Source organism: Zavarzinia sp., assembly GCF_049306435.1.
Lineage (GTDB): Bacteria > Pseudomonadota > Alphaproteobacteria > Zavarziniales > Zavarziniaceae > Zavarzinia.
Map to the genome: position 1 here is coordinate 1 of NZ_JBAQRT010000200.1, position 14,300 is coordinate 14,300.

Annotated in this window: 17 protein-coding genes and 1 tRNA gene; 12 read left to right on the forward strand and 6 right to left on the reverse strand. The window is 66.9% G+C overall.

Going from position 1 to position 14,300, the window contains the following annotated elements; translation table 11 throughout:
* Positions 1-84: 84 nt before the first annotated feature.
* Positions 85-2,037: a MacB family efflux pump subunit gene (locus tag WAZ62_RS11205; protein WP_422643611.1), complete on the forward strand. Its 1,953-nt coding sequence runs from the start codon at positions 85-87 to the stop codon at positions 2,035-2,037.
* A gap of 10 nt (positions 2,038-2,047) precedes the next feature.
* Positions 2,048-3,421, forward strand: coding sequence for an efflux transporter outer membrane subunit (locus WAZ62_RS11210; protein ID WP_422643612.1), 1,374 nt, complete (start codon positions 2,048-2,050; stop codon positions 3,419-3,421).
* Here WAZ62_RS11210 and WAZ62_RS11215 read toward each other — a convergent pair.
* Both WAZ62_RS11215 and WAZ62_RS11220 read right to left on the reverse strand, forming a co-directional pair.
* Complete coding sequence (locus tag WAZ62_RS11215) at positions 3,418-3,852, reverse strand: type II toxin-antitoxin system VapC family toxin (RefSeq protein WP_422643613.1); 435 nt, start codon at positions 3,850-3,852, stop codon at positions 3,418-3,420. The two genes, WAZ62_RS11210 and WAZ62_RS11215, sit on opposite strands and share 4 nt — an antisense overlap.
* Positions 3,849-4,088 carry a FitA-like ribbon-helix-helix domain-containing protein gene (locus tag WAZ62_RS11220; RefSeq protein ID WP_422643614.1) on the reverse strand — a complete coding sequence of 80 codons (240 nt, stop codon included), beginning with the start codon at positions 4,086-4,088 and terminating at the stop codon, positions 3,849-3,851. Before WAZ62_RS11220 ends, WAZ62_RS11215 begins: the two co-directional genes overlap by 4 nt.
* Before the next feature lie 95 nt (positions 4,089-4,183).
* Between WAZ62_RS11220 and WAZ62_RS11225 the strand changes: the two genes are divergently transcribed.
* The 9 genes from WAZ62_RS11225 to ybaK all read left to right on the forward strand — a co-directional run bounded on the left by WAZ62_RS11225 (position 4,184) and on the right by ybaK (position 11,781).
* Entirely contained in the window at positions 4,184-4,471 is a 288-nt protein-coding gene (locus WAZ62_RS11225; protein WP_422643615.1) for a type II toxin-antitoxin system ParD family antitoxin, read from the forward strand.
* On the forward strand, positions 4,468-4,794 hold the full coding sequence (locus WAZ62_RS11230; protein WP_422643616.1) for a type II toxin-antitoxin system RelE/ParE family toxin: 327 nt from the start codon (positions 4,468-4,470) through the stop codon (positions 4,792-4,794). The genes WAZ62_RS11225 and WAZ62_RS11230 overlap by 4 nt, the downstream gene beginning before the upstream one ends.
* A gap of 118 nt (positions 4,795-4,912) precedes the next feature.
* Entirely contained in the window at positions 4,913-5,113 is a 201-nt protein-coding gene (rpmI, locus tag WAZ62_RS11235; RefSeq protein ID WP_422643617.1) for a 50S ribosomal protein L35, read from the forward strand.
* 14 nt (positions 5,114-5,127) lie between these two features.
* Positions 5,128-5,493, forward strand: coding sequence for a 50S ribosomal protein L20 (gene rplT / locus WAZ62_RS11240; protein WP_109905124.1), 366 nt, complete (start codon positions 5,128-5,130; stop codon positions 5,491-5,493).
* Between the two features lie 110 nt (positions 5,494-5,603).
* A complete protein-coding gene (gene pheS / locus WAZ62_RS11245; protein WP_422643618.1) occupies positions 5,604-6,680 on the forward strand; it encodes a phenylalanine--tRNA ligase subunit alpha in 1,077 nt (358 codons plus the stop codon).
* Positions 6,677-9,082: a phenylalanine--tRNA ligase subunit beta gene (pheT, locus tag WAZ62_RS11250; RefSeq protein WP_422643619.1), complete on the forward strand. Its 2,406-nt coding sequence runs from the start codon at positions 6,677-6,679 to the stop codon at positions 9,080-9,082. The genes pheS and pheT overlap by 4 nt, the downstream gene beginning before the upstream one ends.
* A gap of 11 nt (positions 9,083-9,093) precedes the next feature.
* Positions 9,094-10,896: a translation elongation factor 4 gene (lepA, locus tag WAZ62_RS11255; protein ID WP_422643620.1), complete on the forward strand. Its 1,803-nt coding sequence runs from the start codon at positions 9,094-9,096 to the stop codon at positions 10,894-10,896.
* Positions 10,897-10,985: 89 nt separating this feature from the next.
* Positions 10,986-11,288 carry a zinc ribbon domain-containing protein YjdM gene (locus WAZ62_RS11260; RefSeq protein ID WP_422643621.1) on the forward strand — a complete coding sequence of 101 codons (303 nt, stop codon included), beginning with the start codon at positions 10,986-10,988 and terminating at the stop codon, positions 11,286-11,288.
* A gap of 19 nt (positions 11,289-11,307) precedes the next feature.
* Positions 11,308-11,781: a Cys-tRNA(Pro) deacylase gene (gene ybaK, locus WAZ62_RS11265; RefSeq protein ID WP_422643622.1), complete on the forward strand. Its 474-nt coding sequence runs from the start codon at positions 11,308-11,310 to the stop codon at positions 11,779-11,781.
* Here ybaK and WAZ62_RS11270 read toward each other — a convergent pair.
* The gene (locus tag WAZ62_RS11270; protein ID WP_422643623.1) at positions 11,771-12,082 is read right to left on the reverse strand and encodes a hypothetical protein; all 312 of its coding nucleotides are present in this window, start codon (positions 12,080-12,082) and stop codon (positions 11,771-11,773) included. The genes ybaK and WAZ62_RS11270 overlap by 11 nt on opposite strands.
* A gap of 178 nt (positions 12,083-12,260) precedes the next feature.
* Between WAZ62_RS11270 and WAZ62_RS11275 the strand changes: the two genes are divergently transcribed.
* Positions 12,261-12,350, forward strand: a tRNA-Ser gene (locus WAZ62_RS11275).
* Between the two features lie 233 nt (positions 12,351-12,583).
* Here WAZ62_RS11275 and WAZ62_RS11280 read toward each other — a convergent pair.
* The 3 genes from WAZ62_RS11280 to WAZ62_RS11290 form a co-directional block, all read right to left on the reverse strand.
* Positions 12,584-12,838, reverse strand: coding sequence for a hypothetical protein (locus WAZ62_RS11280; RefSeq protein ID WP_422643624.1), 255 nt, complete (start codon positions 12,836-12,838; stop codon positions 12,584-12,586).
* Between the two features lie 350 nt (positions 12,839-13,188).
* The gene (locus WAZ62_RS11285) at positions 13,189-14,022 is read right to left on the reverse strand and encodes a helix-turn-helix domain-containing protein (RefSeq protein ID WP_422643625.1); all 834 of its coding nucleotides are present in this window, start codon (positions 14,020-14,022) and stop codon (positions 13,189-13,191) included.
* The gene (locus WAZ62_RS11290; protein ID WP_422643626.1) at positions 14,019-14,156 is read right to left on the reverse strand and encodes a helix-turn-helix domain-containing protein; all 138 of its coding nucleotides are present in this window, start codon (positions 14,154-14,156) and stop codon (positions 14,019-14,021) included. Before WAZ62_RS11290 ends, WAZ62_RS11285 begins: the two co-directional genes overlap by 4 nt.
* Positions 14,157-14,300: the final 144 nt, after the last annotated feature.

Consider the following 14,300-nt stretch of genomic DNA (forward strand, 5'->3'; position numbering starts at 1 on the left):
GGCCCAGCGCATCCCGGCCAATGGCGGCGCCAATCCTCTCGGCGGTCTCGGCGCCGGCGCGCGGCCGCCGGGCGGGCCGATGCGATGAGCGCGGCGCCCGTCGTCGAGCTGCGCGACATCCGCAAGACCTATGTCTCCGGTGGGGGCGAGGTCGCGGTCGAAGTGCTGCGCGGCGTCAGCCTGTCGATCGCCAGCGGCGAATTCGTCGCCATCATGGGCGCCTCGGGATCGGGCAAGTCGACCCTGATGAATCTGATCGGCTGCCTCGACCGGCCGACCTCGGGGCAATATCTCTTCGCCGGGCGCGACGTCTCGGGCTTCGACCGGGACGAACTGGCCTGGGCCCGGCGCGAAGCCTTCGGCTTCGTGTTCCAGAGCTATCACCTGATCGGCACCGCGACTGCGGCGGAAAATGTCGAGGTTCCGGCGATCTACGCCGGCCTTGCCCCCGCCGCGCGGCACGAGCGCTCGCGCAAGCTCCTCTCCAGCCTCGGCCTCGGCGAACGGCTGTCCCATCGCCCCAGCCAATTGTCCGGCGGGCAGCAGCAGCGGGTCTCGATCGCCCGGGCGCTGATGAACGGCGGCAAGGTCATCCTCGCCGACGAGCCGACCGGCGCCCTCGACAGCCGCAGCGGCGCCGAGGTGATGGCGCTCCTCGCCGATCTCGCGCGCCAGGGCCATACGGTGATCGTGATCACCCATGATCCCGAGGTCGCCGCCCATGCCGACCGGGTGATCGAAATCCGCGACGGGCTGATCACCGCCGACACCCGGAAGCGCGAGCATGCCGTCGCCGCCCCGGTCGAACTGACCCGGGAAGTCGACAGCGCGGGCCGCCTGCTCGCGGCCTTTGGCGAAGCGATGAAGATGGCGGTGCGCTCCTTACGCGCCAATATCTTCCGCACCGCCCTCACGCTGCTCGGCATCGTCATCGGTGTCGGCTCGGTCGTCGCCATGCTGGCGGTGGGGCAGGGGGCGACCAGGGCCGTGCTCGACCAGATCAGCGCCATGGGCACCAATCTTCTGCTGATCCGCCCGGCGCCGCCCTCGCAGCGTGGGGTGGGCGGCCAGGTCGCGACCCTGGTCGAGGAAGACGCGGACGCCATCGGCGACCTCGGCAATGTGATGGCCGCCCTGCCGGAGCTGCAGTCGAACATCACTCTTCGCTATGGCAACCGCGACTATCAGACTGCGGTCACCGGCACCTCCGACGCCCTGCCGCTGACCCGCGACTGGCCGGTGGAGCGCGGCAGTTTCTTCACGGCGGAAGACGGCAAGGCCTATGCGACGGTCGCCGTCCTCGGCAGGACCGTGGCCGACAATCTCTTCCCCGATGGCGAGGACCCGGTGGGCCGCTTCGTCCTCTTCAACAATGTGCCGTTCCAGGTCATCGGCGTTCTGGCGGTCAAGGGGGCCTCGTCCAATGGCTCGGATCAGGACGACGCCGCCTTCGTGCCGTTGCAGACCGGCCAGCTGCGCCTGTTCGGGGCGCGCAACCTGCGCTCCATCACCGTCGCGGTCGCGGATGTTTCCCGCATCGACGAGACCGAGGCGGAAGTGACCCGTCTTCTGGTCGAGCGGCATCGCGGGCAGGAGGATTTCCGCGTCCGCAACATGGCCTCGGTGGTCGAGGCCGCCTCGGCGACGGGCGACACGATGACCGTGCTGCTCGGCTCCATCGCCGCCATCTCGCTGCTGGTCGGCGGCATCGGCGTCATGAACATCATGCTGGTCTCGGTGACGGAGCGGACCCGGGAAATCGGCATCCGCATGGCGACCGGCGCCAGGACCAGGGACATCATGCAGCAATTCATGACCGAGGCCGTGGTGGTTTCCGGCCTCGGCGGGGTGATCGGGGTCGCCGGTGGCATCGGCACCGCCCTCGTCATCAGCGCCTTCAACGTGCCGATCGAATTCTCGGGCGCCGTCATCGCGCTGGCCTTCGGCTGCGCCGCGCTGGTCGGCCTCGTCTTCGGCTTCGCCCCCGCCCACAAGGCCGCCCGGCTCGATCCGGTCGTCGCCCTCGCCAGCGAATAGGGGCCGCCCGATGGATCGCCGACTGCTGTCATCCGCCCTCGCCCTGCTGCTCGCCGGTTGCGGCTTCACGCCCGAGGCGCCGCCCCGGATCGCGGATGTGCCCCCCGCCTTCGAGGCGACCGGAGCTGCGGGCGGACTATGGCCCGACGCCGACTGGTGGCGCGGTTTCGCCAGTCCCGAGCTGGACCGCCTGATGGCCGAGGCGCGGGCGAACAACCCGGATCTCGCCCAGGCCGCCGCCCGTATCCTGCAGGCCGAGGCGCAGTTGCGCATCGCCGGCAGCAGCCTGTGGCCCTCGCTCTCCCTCTCCGCCAATGGCAACGCAAGGCGCGGCGACGGCGACAATGCCTGGACCGATGGCTACAGCGGCAGCCTCGGCGCTTCTTACGAGGTCGATTTCTGGGGCGCCAACGCGGCGGCGCGCGGCGCTTCCGCCGCCAGCCTCGCCGCCAGCCGCTTCGACCGCGAGACCGTGGCGCTGACGGTTTCCGCCTCGGTCGCCACCACCTATCTGCAGATCCTGTCCTTCCGCGACCGGCTGGCGGTCGCCCGGCAGAATCTCTCGATCGCCGAGGATATCCTCGCCCTCGTCACCGCCAAGGTCGGGGCGGGCGCCGCCGGGGAACTCGAGCTTGCCCAGCAGCGTACCCTGGTCGCCCAGCGCCGCGCCGCCCTGCCGCCGCTGGAGCAAAGCGAGAGGGAAGCCCGCGCCACCCTCGCCCTGCTGCTCGGCCGGGGCGCGACCGGCTTCACCGTGACGGGCGCCAGTCTCGCCCCCGTGAAACTGCCCGCGGTGGTCGCCGGCCTGCCGGCCGATCTCCTGGCGCGTCGGCCGGACCTGAAACAGGCGGAAAGCCGTCTCGCCGCCGCCGATGCCGATATCGCGGCGGCCCGGGCGGCCTTCTTCCCGCAGGTGACGCTGAATGCCTCCATGGCGCTTCAGGGCGCGGCCTTCGGCGACCTGTTCGACCTGTCCTCGGCGACCTATGGCCTCGGCGCCTCGATCCTGCAGACGATCTTCGACGGCGGCCGCCTCGCCGCCCAGCGCGACCTCGCCGAGGCGCAGAAGATCGAACTGGTGGAGGCTTACCGCGCCGCCGTCCGCGCCGCCTTCGGTGATGCCGAGGTGGCCCTCGGCGCCGTCGATGCCCTGACCCGCCAGGGGCTGCTTCAGGACGAGGTGGTGGCGCAGGCCCGCCGCGCCCTCGACCTCGCGCAGATCCAGTACCGCGCGGGGGCGGCGGAGTTGCTCACCGTGCTCTCGGCCCAGCAATCGCTCTATGCCGCCGAGGATCAGGCGGCGCAGATCAAGCTCTCGCGCCTGTCCGCCCTCATCGGCCTCTACCGCGCGCTCGGCGGCGGCTGGCAGGCGGGGCAGGGTTAAAGGAGAGCGGCCCCCTCCCGCCAGGGGTCGATGACGGGAACACCCGCAGCCAGGAACGGGACCGTGTCCCGCGTGGCGACGGCGAAACCGAGGGTGTTGGCGATGGCGGCAATCTGTCCGTCGGCGAATCCGATGGCGCTGCCTTTCACCCGTGCTCGTGCCTGAAGACCGGAGAAAGCCCGTGCGGCTTCCGTGTCGAAGGGCAGGATGCGCGGGCCGAACAGGGTTTGCAGCAGGTCACCAAGTTTCTCGTCCAGCCCGTCGCGGCGCCGACCGGCGGGAAGGGCGGCAATGCCCGACAGCAATTCGGCGAGACTGACGGAGGTCAAATACAGGGTCTCCGCCACCTGGGCATCGAGCCAGGCCCGGACAGCCGGGTCACCGGCAACGCGCATCGGTTCCGACACCACATTGGTGTCGAGGATGATCATTCGAACATCGCCGGATCGACCGGGCTCCGGTCCCGCTCGATATCGAGATCCACGCCGCCCAACTCGCCGCCGAACGCCGCCAGCGCCGTGCCCAACTTGACCCGTTCCGGTGGCCGTACCGCGTTTTCCAGGATTGCCCGGATCTCCGCCTCGGTGCTGCGCCCATGGGCGGCTGCCCGCGCCTTCAGCGCACGATGGGTTTCTTCCGAGAGATTGCGTATGGTGACGGCGGACAAGGTGGCGCCCTGATATCAATTTCGAGAGAATGATATCAAAATGTTGCGGGCCGCGCAAGGAATGCCGCGACCTGCTGTGTTGGCTCTCGGAATAGATGGCGGCCTTCTTGCCAAAATTTGCCATGGGGCTAATCTCAAACCCCATGACGACCATGAATATTTCCCTGCCCGATGCCCTGAAGGCCTTCGTTGATGAACAGGTCGAGGCACAGGGCTTCGGATCGTCCAGCGAATATGTTCGGGCCCTGATCCGCCGCGACCTGGAGCGGGAGCAGTTGCGCCGCCTGTTGCTCGACGGGGCTGAATCGGCTTTGACCGCGCCGGTGGACGATGCCTATTTCCAGGCCCTGCGCGCGCGTGCGGCGGGTGACCCGGGGCCTTGACGGCGAAGCCGATCGCGCTTCGAGCGCGTGCGCGGCAAGATGTGGAAGCCGCCGTCGATCATTATCGGGAGGTGGCCGGCGAGCTGGTCGCTCTCGGTTTTGTCGATGCCCTGCAAAAGGGGATCGGGCATATCTGTCGGCACCCGGGAAGTGGCTCCACGCGATATGCCGTCGACCTGAACCTGCCGGGCCTGCGATCCTGGCCCTTGCGGCGCTACCCCTTCATCCTTTTCTATGTGGAGCGCGAGGCGAACATCGATCTCTGGCGTATCCTTCGCGCCGACCGGGACCTGCCGCTTTGGCTGCGGCCATCCGACGCCTGACGCCGATCCGCTTGCACCCCCTGAGACTCTCCGCTATATAGCCCGCTTCCATCGCGAGGCCGGGCGAAAAGGGCTGCCTGGGCCATGCTTAATGATCCTTCGGATCAAGGAGGTTGAAATGCCCAAGATGAAGACGAAGAGCGGAGCGAAGAAACGCTTCTCTCTGACCGGGACCGGCAAGGTCAAGGCGCTTCAGGCCGGGAAACGTCACGGCATGATCAAGCGCACCAACAAGCAGATTCGCAATCTTCGCGGGTCGACCATCCTCTTCAAGGCGGATGGCGACAACGTGAAGAAGTATTTCCTGCCGAATTCGTAACGGAGGGCTGAGATATGTCGCGCGTGAAACGTGGCGTGACCGGCCATGCCCGTCACAAAAAAGTTCTGGATATGGCCAAGGGTTATCGCGGTCGCGGTAACTCGTCCTTCCGGATCGCCATCGAGAAGGTCGAAAAGGGCCTTCAGTATCAGTATCGCGATCGTCGCGCCCGCAAGCGCAACTTCCGCGCCCTGTGGATCCAGCGCATCAACGCGGCCGTCCGCGAGCATGGCCTGACCTACAGCCGATTTATCGACGGTCTCGCGAAGGCGGGCGTCGAGGTCGACCGCAAGGTCCTCTCCGACCTCGCCATCCGCGAGCCCGGCGCCTTCAAGGCGCTGGTCGAGCAGGCGCGGGCGGCCCTCCCCACCGAGGCCTGACCCCCACCTGCTGGCCGGCGCCAAATCGCTGGCATTCGTCCCCGGGGTTTGATAACCCCGGGGGCAACCGCGCCCGATGGATCGTGATGGGCGCTGGATTGGGGTCGATCATGAGTAATTTGAACGGTCTCGAGGCCGAGGTCCTGGCCGCCGTCACCGGCGCCGCCGACCTTGCCGCCCTCGATGAAGTGCGGGTCGCCGCCCTCGGCAAGAAGGGCCGCGTCACCGACCTGATGAAGACCCTGGGCGCCATGGCCCCGGATGAACGGAAGGCCTTCGGCGCCGCCGTCAATCAGGTGAAGGACCGGATTTCGGACGCGATCGCCGCGCGGAAAGCCACCCTCGAAGACGCCGCCCTCGATGCCCGCCTCGCGGCCGAGCGCGTCGACGTCACCCTGCCCATCGCCGCGCAAGCCGCCGGCCGCATCCATCCGGTCACCCAGGTGACCGAGGAATGCATCGAGATTTTCGGCGCCATGGGCTTTTCCCTCGCCGAAGGGCCGGACATCGAGGACGACGAGCATAATTTCACCGCGCTGAATTTCCCGCCGGGCCACCCCGCGCGCGAAATGCACGACACGTTCTTCCTGCCGCCCAATCAGGCCGGCGAGAAGGTCCTGCTGCGCACCCACACCTCCCCGGTGCAGATCCGCACGATGAAGGGCAAGACCCCGCCCATCCGCGTGATCGCCCCCGGCCGCACCTATCGCTGCGACAGCGACCAGACCCACACCCCGATGTTCCACCAGATCGAAGCCCTGGTGATCGAGAAGAACATCCACATGGGTCATCTGAAGGCGACCATCGAGCATTTCGCCGCCGCCTTCTTCGAGGTGGAGCAGGTGAAAATTCGCTTCCGCCCCAGTTTCTTCCCCTTCACCGAACCCTCGGCGGAGGTCGATATCGGCTGCGCCCGCACCAAGGATTCGATCCGCATCGGTCAGGGCGATGACTGGCTGGAAATCATGGGCTGCGGCATGGTCCACCCCAATGTGATCCGCAACTGCGGCCTCGACCCCGACGAGTGGCAGGGCTTTGCCTTCGGCATGGGCCTCGATCGCATCGCCATGCTGAAATACGGCATTCCCGATCTTCGGGCCTTCTTCGAATCCGATCTGCGCTGGCTGCGGCACTATGGTTTCGCCGCGCTCGACCTGCCGACCCTGGGCGGAGGGCTGTCGCGATGAAATTCACCGTCAACTGGCTGAAAGAACACCTGGACACGCTGGCCACCGCCGCCGAGATCGCCGAGAAGCTGACCGCCATCGGCCTCGAGGTCGAGGATGTGGACGATCGCGGCGCGACCTTGCGCCCCTTCACCGTCGCCCATGTCCTGACCGCGGTCCAGCACCCCAATGCCGACAAGCTGCGCCTGTGCACGGTCGATGCCGGCGATGGCGCGCCCTATCAGGTCGTCTGCGGCGCGCCCAATGCCCGCGCCGGGCTCAAGGTCGTCTTCGCCCGCATGGGCACCACCATTCCCGTCAACGGCATGGTGCTGAAGCCGACCGCCATTCGCGGCGTGGATTCGCAGGGCATGATGTGCTCGATGCGCGAAATGGGCCTGGGCGAGGATCACGACGGCATCATCGAGTTGCCCGAAGATGCCCCCATCGGCGTGCCCTTCGCGCAAGTGCTCGGCCTCGACGATGCGGTGATCGACATCGCCGTGACGCCGAACCGCCAGGATTGCCTCGGCGTCGCCGGCATCGCCCGCGACCTCGCCGCCGCCGGCCTCGGCACCCTGAAGACCCCGGCGATCGAGAAGGTGCCGGGCCAGTTTCCCTGTCCGGTCACCGTTCGCCTTGGCGACGATGTGAAGGACAAGGCCTGCCCGATCTTCACCGGCCGCCTGATCCGGGGTGTGAAGAACGGGCCGAGCCCGGCCTGGCTGAAGAGCCGGCTGGAGGCCATCGGCCTTCGCCCGATCTCGATCCTGGTCGACATCACCAATCTCGTCACCTTCGACCGCGCCCGGCCGCTCCATGTCTTCGACGCAGGCAAGCTGACCGGCGGCATCCATGTCCGCTTCGGCCGCGACGGCGAGACGGTGGAAGGCCTCGACGGCAAGACCCACAAGGTCGATGGCGCCACGGTCGTCATCGCCGATGATGCCGGCACCCTTGGCCTCGGCGGTATCGTCGGCGGCGTGCCGTCGTCGGTCTCGGACGAGACCGTGGACGTCTTCGTCGAATCCGCCCATTTCGACCCCTATACGATCGCCGCGACCGGCCGGCGCACCGGCGTCCAGTCCGATGCCCGCCACCGGTTCGAGCGCGGTGTCGACCCGAAGTCGGCGCTCGATGGTCTCGAACTGGCGACGAAGCTGATCCTCGACCTCTGCGGCGGCACGCCGTCCGACGTGGTGGTGGCCGGCGATTTCCCGGCCGATTTCCCGAAGCAGAGCTTCCGCCCCCACCGGGTGGAGAAGCTGACCGGCATGCTGGTGCCCGAATTCGAGATGGCGCGCATCTTCGAGGCCCTGGGCTTCGGCGTCGCCAAGGCGGAGGAGCCCTGGATCATCACCGTGCCGTCCTGGCGCCGCGATATCGAGGGCGAGGCCGACCTCGTCGAGGAAGTCGCCCGCATCAACGGCCTCGACAAGCTGCCGGTGCTGCCGCTGCCCATGACTTCGGTCGTGCCGGTGCCGGCGCTGTCGCCTTCGCAGAAGCGCAACCGCCTGGCCCGCCGCCTGCTGGCAACGCGGGGCATGGTCGAGACGGTGAATTACAGCTTCATCCCTGAAGCCCACGCCGCCGCCTTCGGCTGGACGGACCCGGCGCTCAAGGTCGCCAATCCGATCTCGGTCGAACTCGCGGTGATGCGCCCGCATCTGGTGCCCAGCCTCGCCGCCGCCGCCGTGCGCAACGCCGCGCGCGGCAACGAGGATGTCGCCCTGTTCGAGGTCGCCGGCACCTACCACGGCATCGCGCCGAAGGACCAGAAGTCGATCGCCGCCGGGCTTCGCACCGGCCATGCCGCGCCCCGCCAGTGGCAGGGCGGGCGCCGCCCGGTCGATGTCTTCGACGTGAAGGCCGATGTCTTCGCCCTGCTGGCCGAACTCGGCGCGCCGGTCGCCAACCTCAGCGTCGCCGCGGAAGGCCCGGCCTGGGCCCATCCCGGCCAGTCCGGCGTCGTCAAGCTCGGTCCGAAGACCGTGATCGCCAGTTTCGGCGCCCTGCACCCGAAGATCGCGAAACTGCTGGACCTCGAAGGCCCGGCCATGTTCTTCGAGGTCGATCTCGACGCCATTCCGGCGGCCAAGGCCCGGGCGTCCAAAGAGAAGGGGCCCCTGGTCCTGTCCGACTTCCAGGCGGTCAGCCGCGATTTCGCCTTCCTCGCCGACGACGGTGTGGCGGCGGAAGCCCTGATCCGCGCGGTGAAGGGCGCCGACAAGGCGCTGATCGCCGATGTCTCGATCTTCGATCTCTATCGCGGCACCGGCGTTCCCGAGGGCAAGGTTTCGATTGCGCTTGCGGTCCGGCTGGAACCCAAGGACAAGACCCTGTCCGAACAGGATATCGAAGCCGTCTCCGCCAAGATCGTCGCCGGTGTCGCCAAGGCGACCGGCGCCACTTTGAGAAGTTGACACCAAGGGCCATGACCGACCTGTCGCATATCCGCAATTTCTCGATCGTGGCCCATATCGACCACGGCAAGTCCACGCTTGCCGACCGGTTGATCCAGACCTGCGGCGGCCTGACCGCGCGCGAGATGACCGAACAAGTGCTCGATTCCATGGATATCGAGCGCGAACGCGGCATCACCATCAAGGCCCAGACCGTCCGCCTCGAATACAAGGCCAAGAACGGCGAGACCTATCTGCTGAACCTGATGGACACGCCCGGGCATGTCGACTTCGCCTATGAAGTCTCGCGCTCGCTCGCGGCCTGCGAGGGCGCGCTCCTCGTCGTCGACGCCTCCCAGGGTGTCGAGGCCCAGACCCTCGCCAATGTCTATCAGGCGATGGACGCCAATCTCGAGATCGTGCCGATCCTGAACAAGATCGACCTGCCGGCGGCGGAGCCCGAACGCATCCGCGCCCAGATCGAGGATGTGATCGGCATCGACGCTTCCGAAGCTCTGCTGGTCTCGGCCAAGTCGGGCATCGGCATCGAGGATACGCTGGAAGCCATCGTCCACCGCCTGCCGCCGCCCAAGGGCGACGTCAACGCGCCCCTGAAGGCCCTGCTGGTCGACAGCTGGTACGATGCCTACCTCGGCGTCGTCATTCTCGTCCGCGTCGTCGACGGCGAGATCCGCAAGGGCCAGAAGATCAAGATGATGGCCGCCAACAAGGTCCATCTGGTCGAGCGGGTCGGTATCTTCACGCCGAAGAAGGTCGTGGTCGACAAGCTGGGCCCGGGCGAAATGGGCTTCATCACCGCGGCGATCAAGGAAGTGGCCGACACCTCGGTGGGCGATACGATCACCGACGAGCGGAAGCCCACGGAAACACCGCTGGCGGGCTTCAAGCCCTCGGTCCCGGTGGTGTTCTGCGGGTTGTTCCCGTCCGATGCCGCCGAATTCGACACGCTGCGCGACAGCCTGGCGAAACTGCGCCTCAACGACGCCAGCTTCCAGTTCGAGATGGAAAGCTCGGCCGCGCTCGGCCTCGGCTTTCGCTGCGGCTTCCTCGGCCTTCTCCACCTCGAGATCATCCAGGAGCGGCTGGAGCGGGAGTTCGACCTCGATCTGATCACCACCGCGCCCTCGGTCGTCTATCACGTCTATATGACCGACGGCACGATGGAGGAGATGCATAATCCGGCCGACATGCCGGACCCGGTGAAGATCGCCCGCATCGAGGAGCCGTGGATCAAGGCGACGATCTTCGTGCCCGACACCTATCTCGGCGATATCCTCAAGCTCTGCCAGGACCGGCGCGGCGTTCAGGTCGAACTGACCTATGCCGGCAACCGGGCCATGGCGGTTTATCGCCTGCCGCTGAACGAAGTGGTGTTCGATTTCTACGACCGGCTGAAATCGGTCTCGCGCGGCTATGCGTCTTTCGATTACGCCCTCGACGGCTATCTGGAAGAAGACCTGGTGAACATGTCGATCCTGGTGAATCAGGAGCCGGTCGATGCTCTCGCCATGATCGTGCACCGCACGAGGGCCGAGACCCGGGGCCGCCAGCTCTGCGAGCGGCTGAAGGATCTCATTCCCCGCCAGTTGTTCCAGATCGCCATTCAGGCGGCGATCGGTGGCCGTATCGTCGCCCGCGAGACGGTGAAGGCGATGCGGAAGGACGTGCTGGCCAAATGCTATGGCGGCGACGTCTCGCGCAAGCGCAAGCTCCTTGACAAGCAGAAGGCCGGCAAGAAGCGGATGCGCCAGGTCGGCAATGTCGAGATCCCGCAGGAAGCCTTCATCGCCGCCCTCAAGATGGACACGGACTGAGGGCGCGTTCCGTCCCCGTCCGATTTATCTTGGCCGGGGACGGCCCCGGCGCGTAGACATGCCCGCATCTTACAGGGAAGGCATGATCGATGGCCGACGATAACGACGAATACGTTTACGATGAAGCGACCGGCGAATGGCGCCCGGCCTCCGAGGTGGCGGCAGCCAGGGCGGCGGCCAGCGAGGTTCGCGACGCGGCGGGCAATGTGCTCGCCGATGGCGATCAGGTGACCCTGATCAAGGACCTGAAGGTCAAGGGCACCAGCACCACCCTGAAGCAGGGCACGGTGATCAAGACGATCCGCCTGACCGACAATCCCGAGGAAATCGACTGCCGCTTCGAAGGCATCAAGGGCCTCGTGCTGCGCACCGAATTCGTGCGGAAGCGCTGATCGCCGGACGGGCCGCGCCATGTCGAAGACCACAAAGGCGACCCTCGCGCTGAAGGCGGCCGGCGTCGCCTTCGACCTCGTCACCTATGATTACGACCCCGATGCCGACAGCATCGGCCTGCAGGCGGCCGAAGCGATCAACGAGCCACCGTCGCGCGTGCTCAAGACCCTGATGGCGGAAGTGGACGGCAAGCCGGTCTGCGTCGTCGTGCCGTCCGATGCCCAGGTCTCGATGAAGAAACTGGCGGCGGTCTTCCAGGGCAAGGCGGCAGCGATGATGAAGCCGCCGGCGGCGGAACGCCTGACGGGTTTTGTCGTCGGCGGCATCAGCCCCTTCGGCCAGAAGCGGAAAGTGCCGACCGCGATCGAGGAAAGCGCGTTGCTGGAGCCCTATGTCTTCGTCAACGGGGGGCAGCGCGGCTTGCAGGCGAAACTGTCGCCGGACGACGCCGTGGCGGCCCTCGGCGCGCTTGTCGCCGACCTTACGATGTGAACAGGCGCTGCACCCGTTCCCGCTTGCGGAAGGCGACCAGCAGCACGAGACCGATCAGGCCGAACAGCACGAGGCCGGGCACCCGCAGCAGGGTGGTGATGCCGGGGTTCCAGACTTCGGGGAAGGTATGGCCGGCGATCGCGTCGCCGATGGCGATCATGCTGTTGGCGTCGAGGGCGGCCCAGAGCTCGCCAAGGCCCAGCAGGCCGAACGCTCCCCGTTCGAGCATGGCCATGACATCGGCCCCGAGGCACATCAGCGCCAGCGCGACGAAAACCCAGCCCAACAATCGACCGACCATACGCTCGCCCTCCCGGCTCGCTGCGGCGCATCATGACAAGGGGTGGAGACAATCTCAACAATGGGGCGACAATGGGGCCAGGCTATCGCACGCCTTTGCCGCACATGGGGTTGCGCCCCGCCGCGACTTCGCTATATTGCCGCCCTCGCCGGACGGTCATCGATCGACTCCGGCCTGCGGAGGGGTGGCCGAGTGGTTGAAGGCGCACGCCTGGAAAGTGTGTATACGGGAAACCGTATCGTGAGTTCGAATCTCATCCCCTCCGCCATCATCCCCGACAAGCGATTGATTTCGCTGGTGAATTTTCCGGGGTGATTTCGCCACCCCACCGCTGACCCCACCGGGCGACGCTGCAACGCCAATCTTCGTCGAAAATTGGCGCCGCCGAGCGGCATCCATGGGGTCGTTTCGGATATTCGCGATTTTGACGTTCGTCAAAGGCCAATGCAGGCGACCGGGCGGGCGTTTGTCCCCGCCCGGCGCAATTACCAATTGCGAGGATCAAGCCTGCCGACCGGCCCTCGCCTTCGACCAGGCTTCGCGGGCGGCCCTGCCGGCTGCGGGGTCCAGCCGGGAGAGGGCAGAAAGCAGGCGGCCTTCGTCGGCTTCCTCCGCGCGCCGCTGGGCTTTGAAAGCCTCGGCCTCTGCCTGCATCTGCTTGGCCAGAGCGGGGTTCTGGCGGAAGACTTGGCCTTGCTGGGTGCAATTCCAGCCGGGGCCGGGCAGCCAAGGGTTCGGGGGGGTCTGGTCGGTCATGGCGGGTCCTTTCGGGGCTTGGAAGTCGAAGGCGCGGGCCAGGGCGCCGGGGCTGGGCTTGGAAGGCCGGGGGCGCCAAGTGTCATGCGGCCCCCCGCGCCATGGGGCGGGCAGGCGGGTGCAGCGGGACCACGTTCGGGGGCAGGGCGTGGCGCGCGCGGCGCCGGGCCTCAGACGCCAGGAACCGGGTGCTGGTCCCGACCAGGGCCGCGACCTCGGGGGCTTCCAGCCCGAATTCGTCCGCGATCTGGTGCAGGACCAAGCCGGGAGGCGGGGGAAGGCCGGAAGCTGCCCGCGCCACTGCGCCACGGGCGAGGGAGACGACAACGCGGCCAAGTTCGCGGTCGCGGCTAGGCTGCATTTTTTTCCCCCCTTTCGGTCGGCGCTGGGTCAGCTTCGAGCGCGGCCAGCCCGGCTTCGAGGCGGCGAACCTGATCGGGGGTCAGCGCCCGTTCGCCCCGGCCAAATTGAGAAATCGCGTTGCGGCTCACCCCGGCTGCCTCGGCCAGCCTCCGCCCGCCGCCTGCGGACGCCAAGACCAGCGCACAACGGGAGTGCAGGTTCGCCTGCGCCGGGTCCGCCGGGGTGCCGACCTCGGTCACGCGCCGGCCGGTTCGGGTGTCGCGGAGTTGCTTCCCAGCGGGCTTTTCTTCGCCCCCCATGGTGATAGAAGTGTTGCAGTTTTTGATACGGTCGGGGGTCAAAACAGGGGTGGAACCGGTGCAATTTTTGATACGGTTTTCTTCCGCTTCGGTCGTGCTGTGCCAATTTTTGATACGGTCGCGATCAGATTTTGATACGGGCGATGCGTTTTTTTCCGGCCGCCACCTCAGGAACTCAAAGGACTGCCTGACCGTCTGGGCCAGCTTCTCGCCGCCCTGACATGCGAAAACTCCATCGGTTACACGCTCGATGAACCCAAGGCGGAAAAGATCCTGGAGCGCAGCGTGAGTGGTTCCAGGTGCCAGCCCCGTTTCTTCCGCCAGCTTCCTGACGCTGGCATTCACCGGCTCGTTCCGGCCCATGGGGTCAGCCATCCGAAGGTGAAGCCAAACCGTGCGGGCTGCGGTCCCGGCCTCGCGCCATGCGGGGCTTTCCAGCCAGCAACGCATGACCTTCGTGAATTTCTGATCCGATGCATCGCGCCCGTTCGGTAGGCGCTTCTTTGTGCGACGGGCCTTCATTGCCGCACCTCCCCGGTTGCGGCCAGGGCTTCGAGGTCCACGACGCGAAACAAAGTCCGCGATCCAACCTTGACCGGGGACAGGGTGCCGCGATCCACCAGCCGGTACAGCGAGGATCGACTGATTCCGATCAGTTCCGTGGCCGCACGGAGATCGTGTCCCGCCGAATGGTGTAGGAGCTGTGGGTAAGTAGCTCGCCGGCGCGACCATCACGAGTCTGGCGGCGGCGGGCTACTTATCCATAGCGGTGGTCACCGTGGCGGCTGTGGGTAGGGTTG

Excerpts from the sequence above, each read along its gene's own strand:
- WAZ62_RS11205 (WP_422643611.1), top strand. The coding sequence starts at position 85 with ATGAGCGCGGCGCCCGTCGTCGAGCTGCGCGACATCCGCAAGACCTAT.
- WAZ62_RS11210 (WP_422643612.1), top strand. The coding sequence starts at position 2,048 with ATGGATCGCCGACTGCTGTCATCCGCCCTCGCCCTGCTGCTCGCCGGT.
- WAZ62_RS11215 (WP_422643613.1), bottom strand. The coding sequence starts at position 3,852 with ATGATCATCCTCGACACCAATGTGGTGTCGGAACCGATGCGCGTTGCC.
- WAZ62_RS11225 (WP_422643615.1), top strand. The coding sequence starts at position 4,184 with ATGGCGGCCTTCTTGCCAAAATTTGCCATGGGGCTAATCTCAAACCCC.
- rpmI (WP_422643617.1), top strand. The coding sequence starts at position 4,913 with ATGCCCAAGATGAAGACGAAGAGCGGAGCGAAGAAACGCTTCTCTCTG.
- rplT (WP_109905124.1), top strand. The coding sequence starts at position 5,128 with ATGTCGCGCGTGAAACGTGGCGTGACCGGCCATGCCCGTCACAAAAAA.
- pheS (WP_422643618.1), top strand. The coding sequence starts at position 5,604 with ATGAGTAATTTGAACGGTCTCGAGGCCGAGGTCCTGGCCGCCGTCACC.
- pheT (WP_422643619.1), top strand. The coding sequence starts at position 6,677 with ATGAAATTCACCGTCAACTGGCTGAAAGAACACCTGGACACGCTGGCC.
- lepA (WP_422643620.1), top strand. The coding sequence starts at position 9,094 with ATGACCGACCTGTCGCATATCCGCAATTTCTCGATCGTGGCCCATATC.
- WAZ62_RS11260 (WP_422643621.1), top strand. The coding sequence starts at position 10,986 with ATGGCCGACGATAACGACGAATACGTTTACGATGAAGCGACCGGCGAA.
- ybaK (WP_422643622.1), top strand. The coding sequence starts at position 11,308 with ATGTCGAAGACCACAAAGGCGACCCTCGCGCTGAAGGCGGCCGGCGTC.
- WAZ62_RS11270 (WP_422643623.1), bottom strand. The coding sequence starts at position 12,082 with ATGGTCGGTCGATTGTTGGGCTGGGTTTTCGTCGCGCTGGCGCTGATG.
- WAZ62_RS11280 (WP_422643624.1), bottom strand. The coding sequence starts at position 12,838 with ATGACCGACCAGACCCCCCCGAACCCTTGGCTGCCCGGCCCCGGCTGG.
- WAZ62_RS11285 (WP_422643625.1), bottom strand. The coding sequence starts at position 14,022 with ATGAAGGCCCGTCGCACAAAGAAGCGCCTACCGAACGGGCGCGATGCA.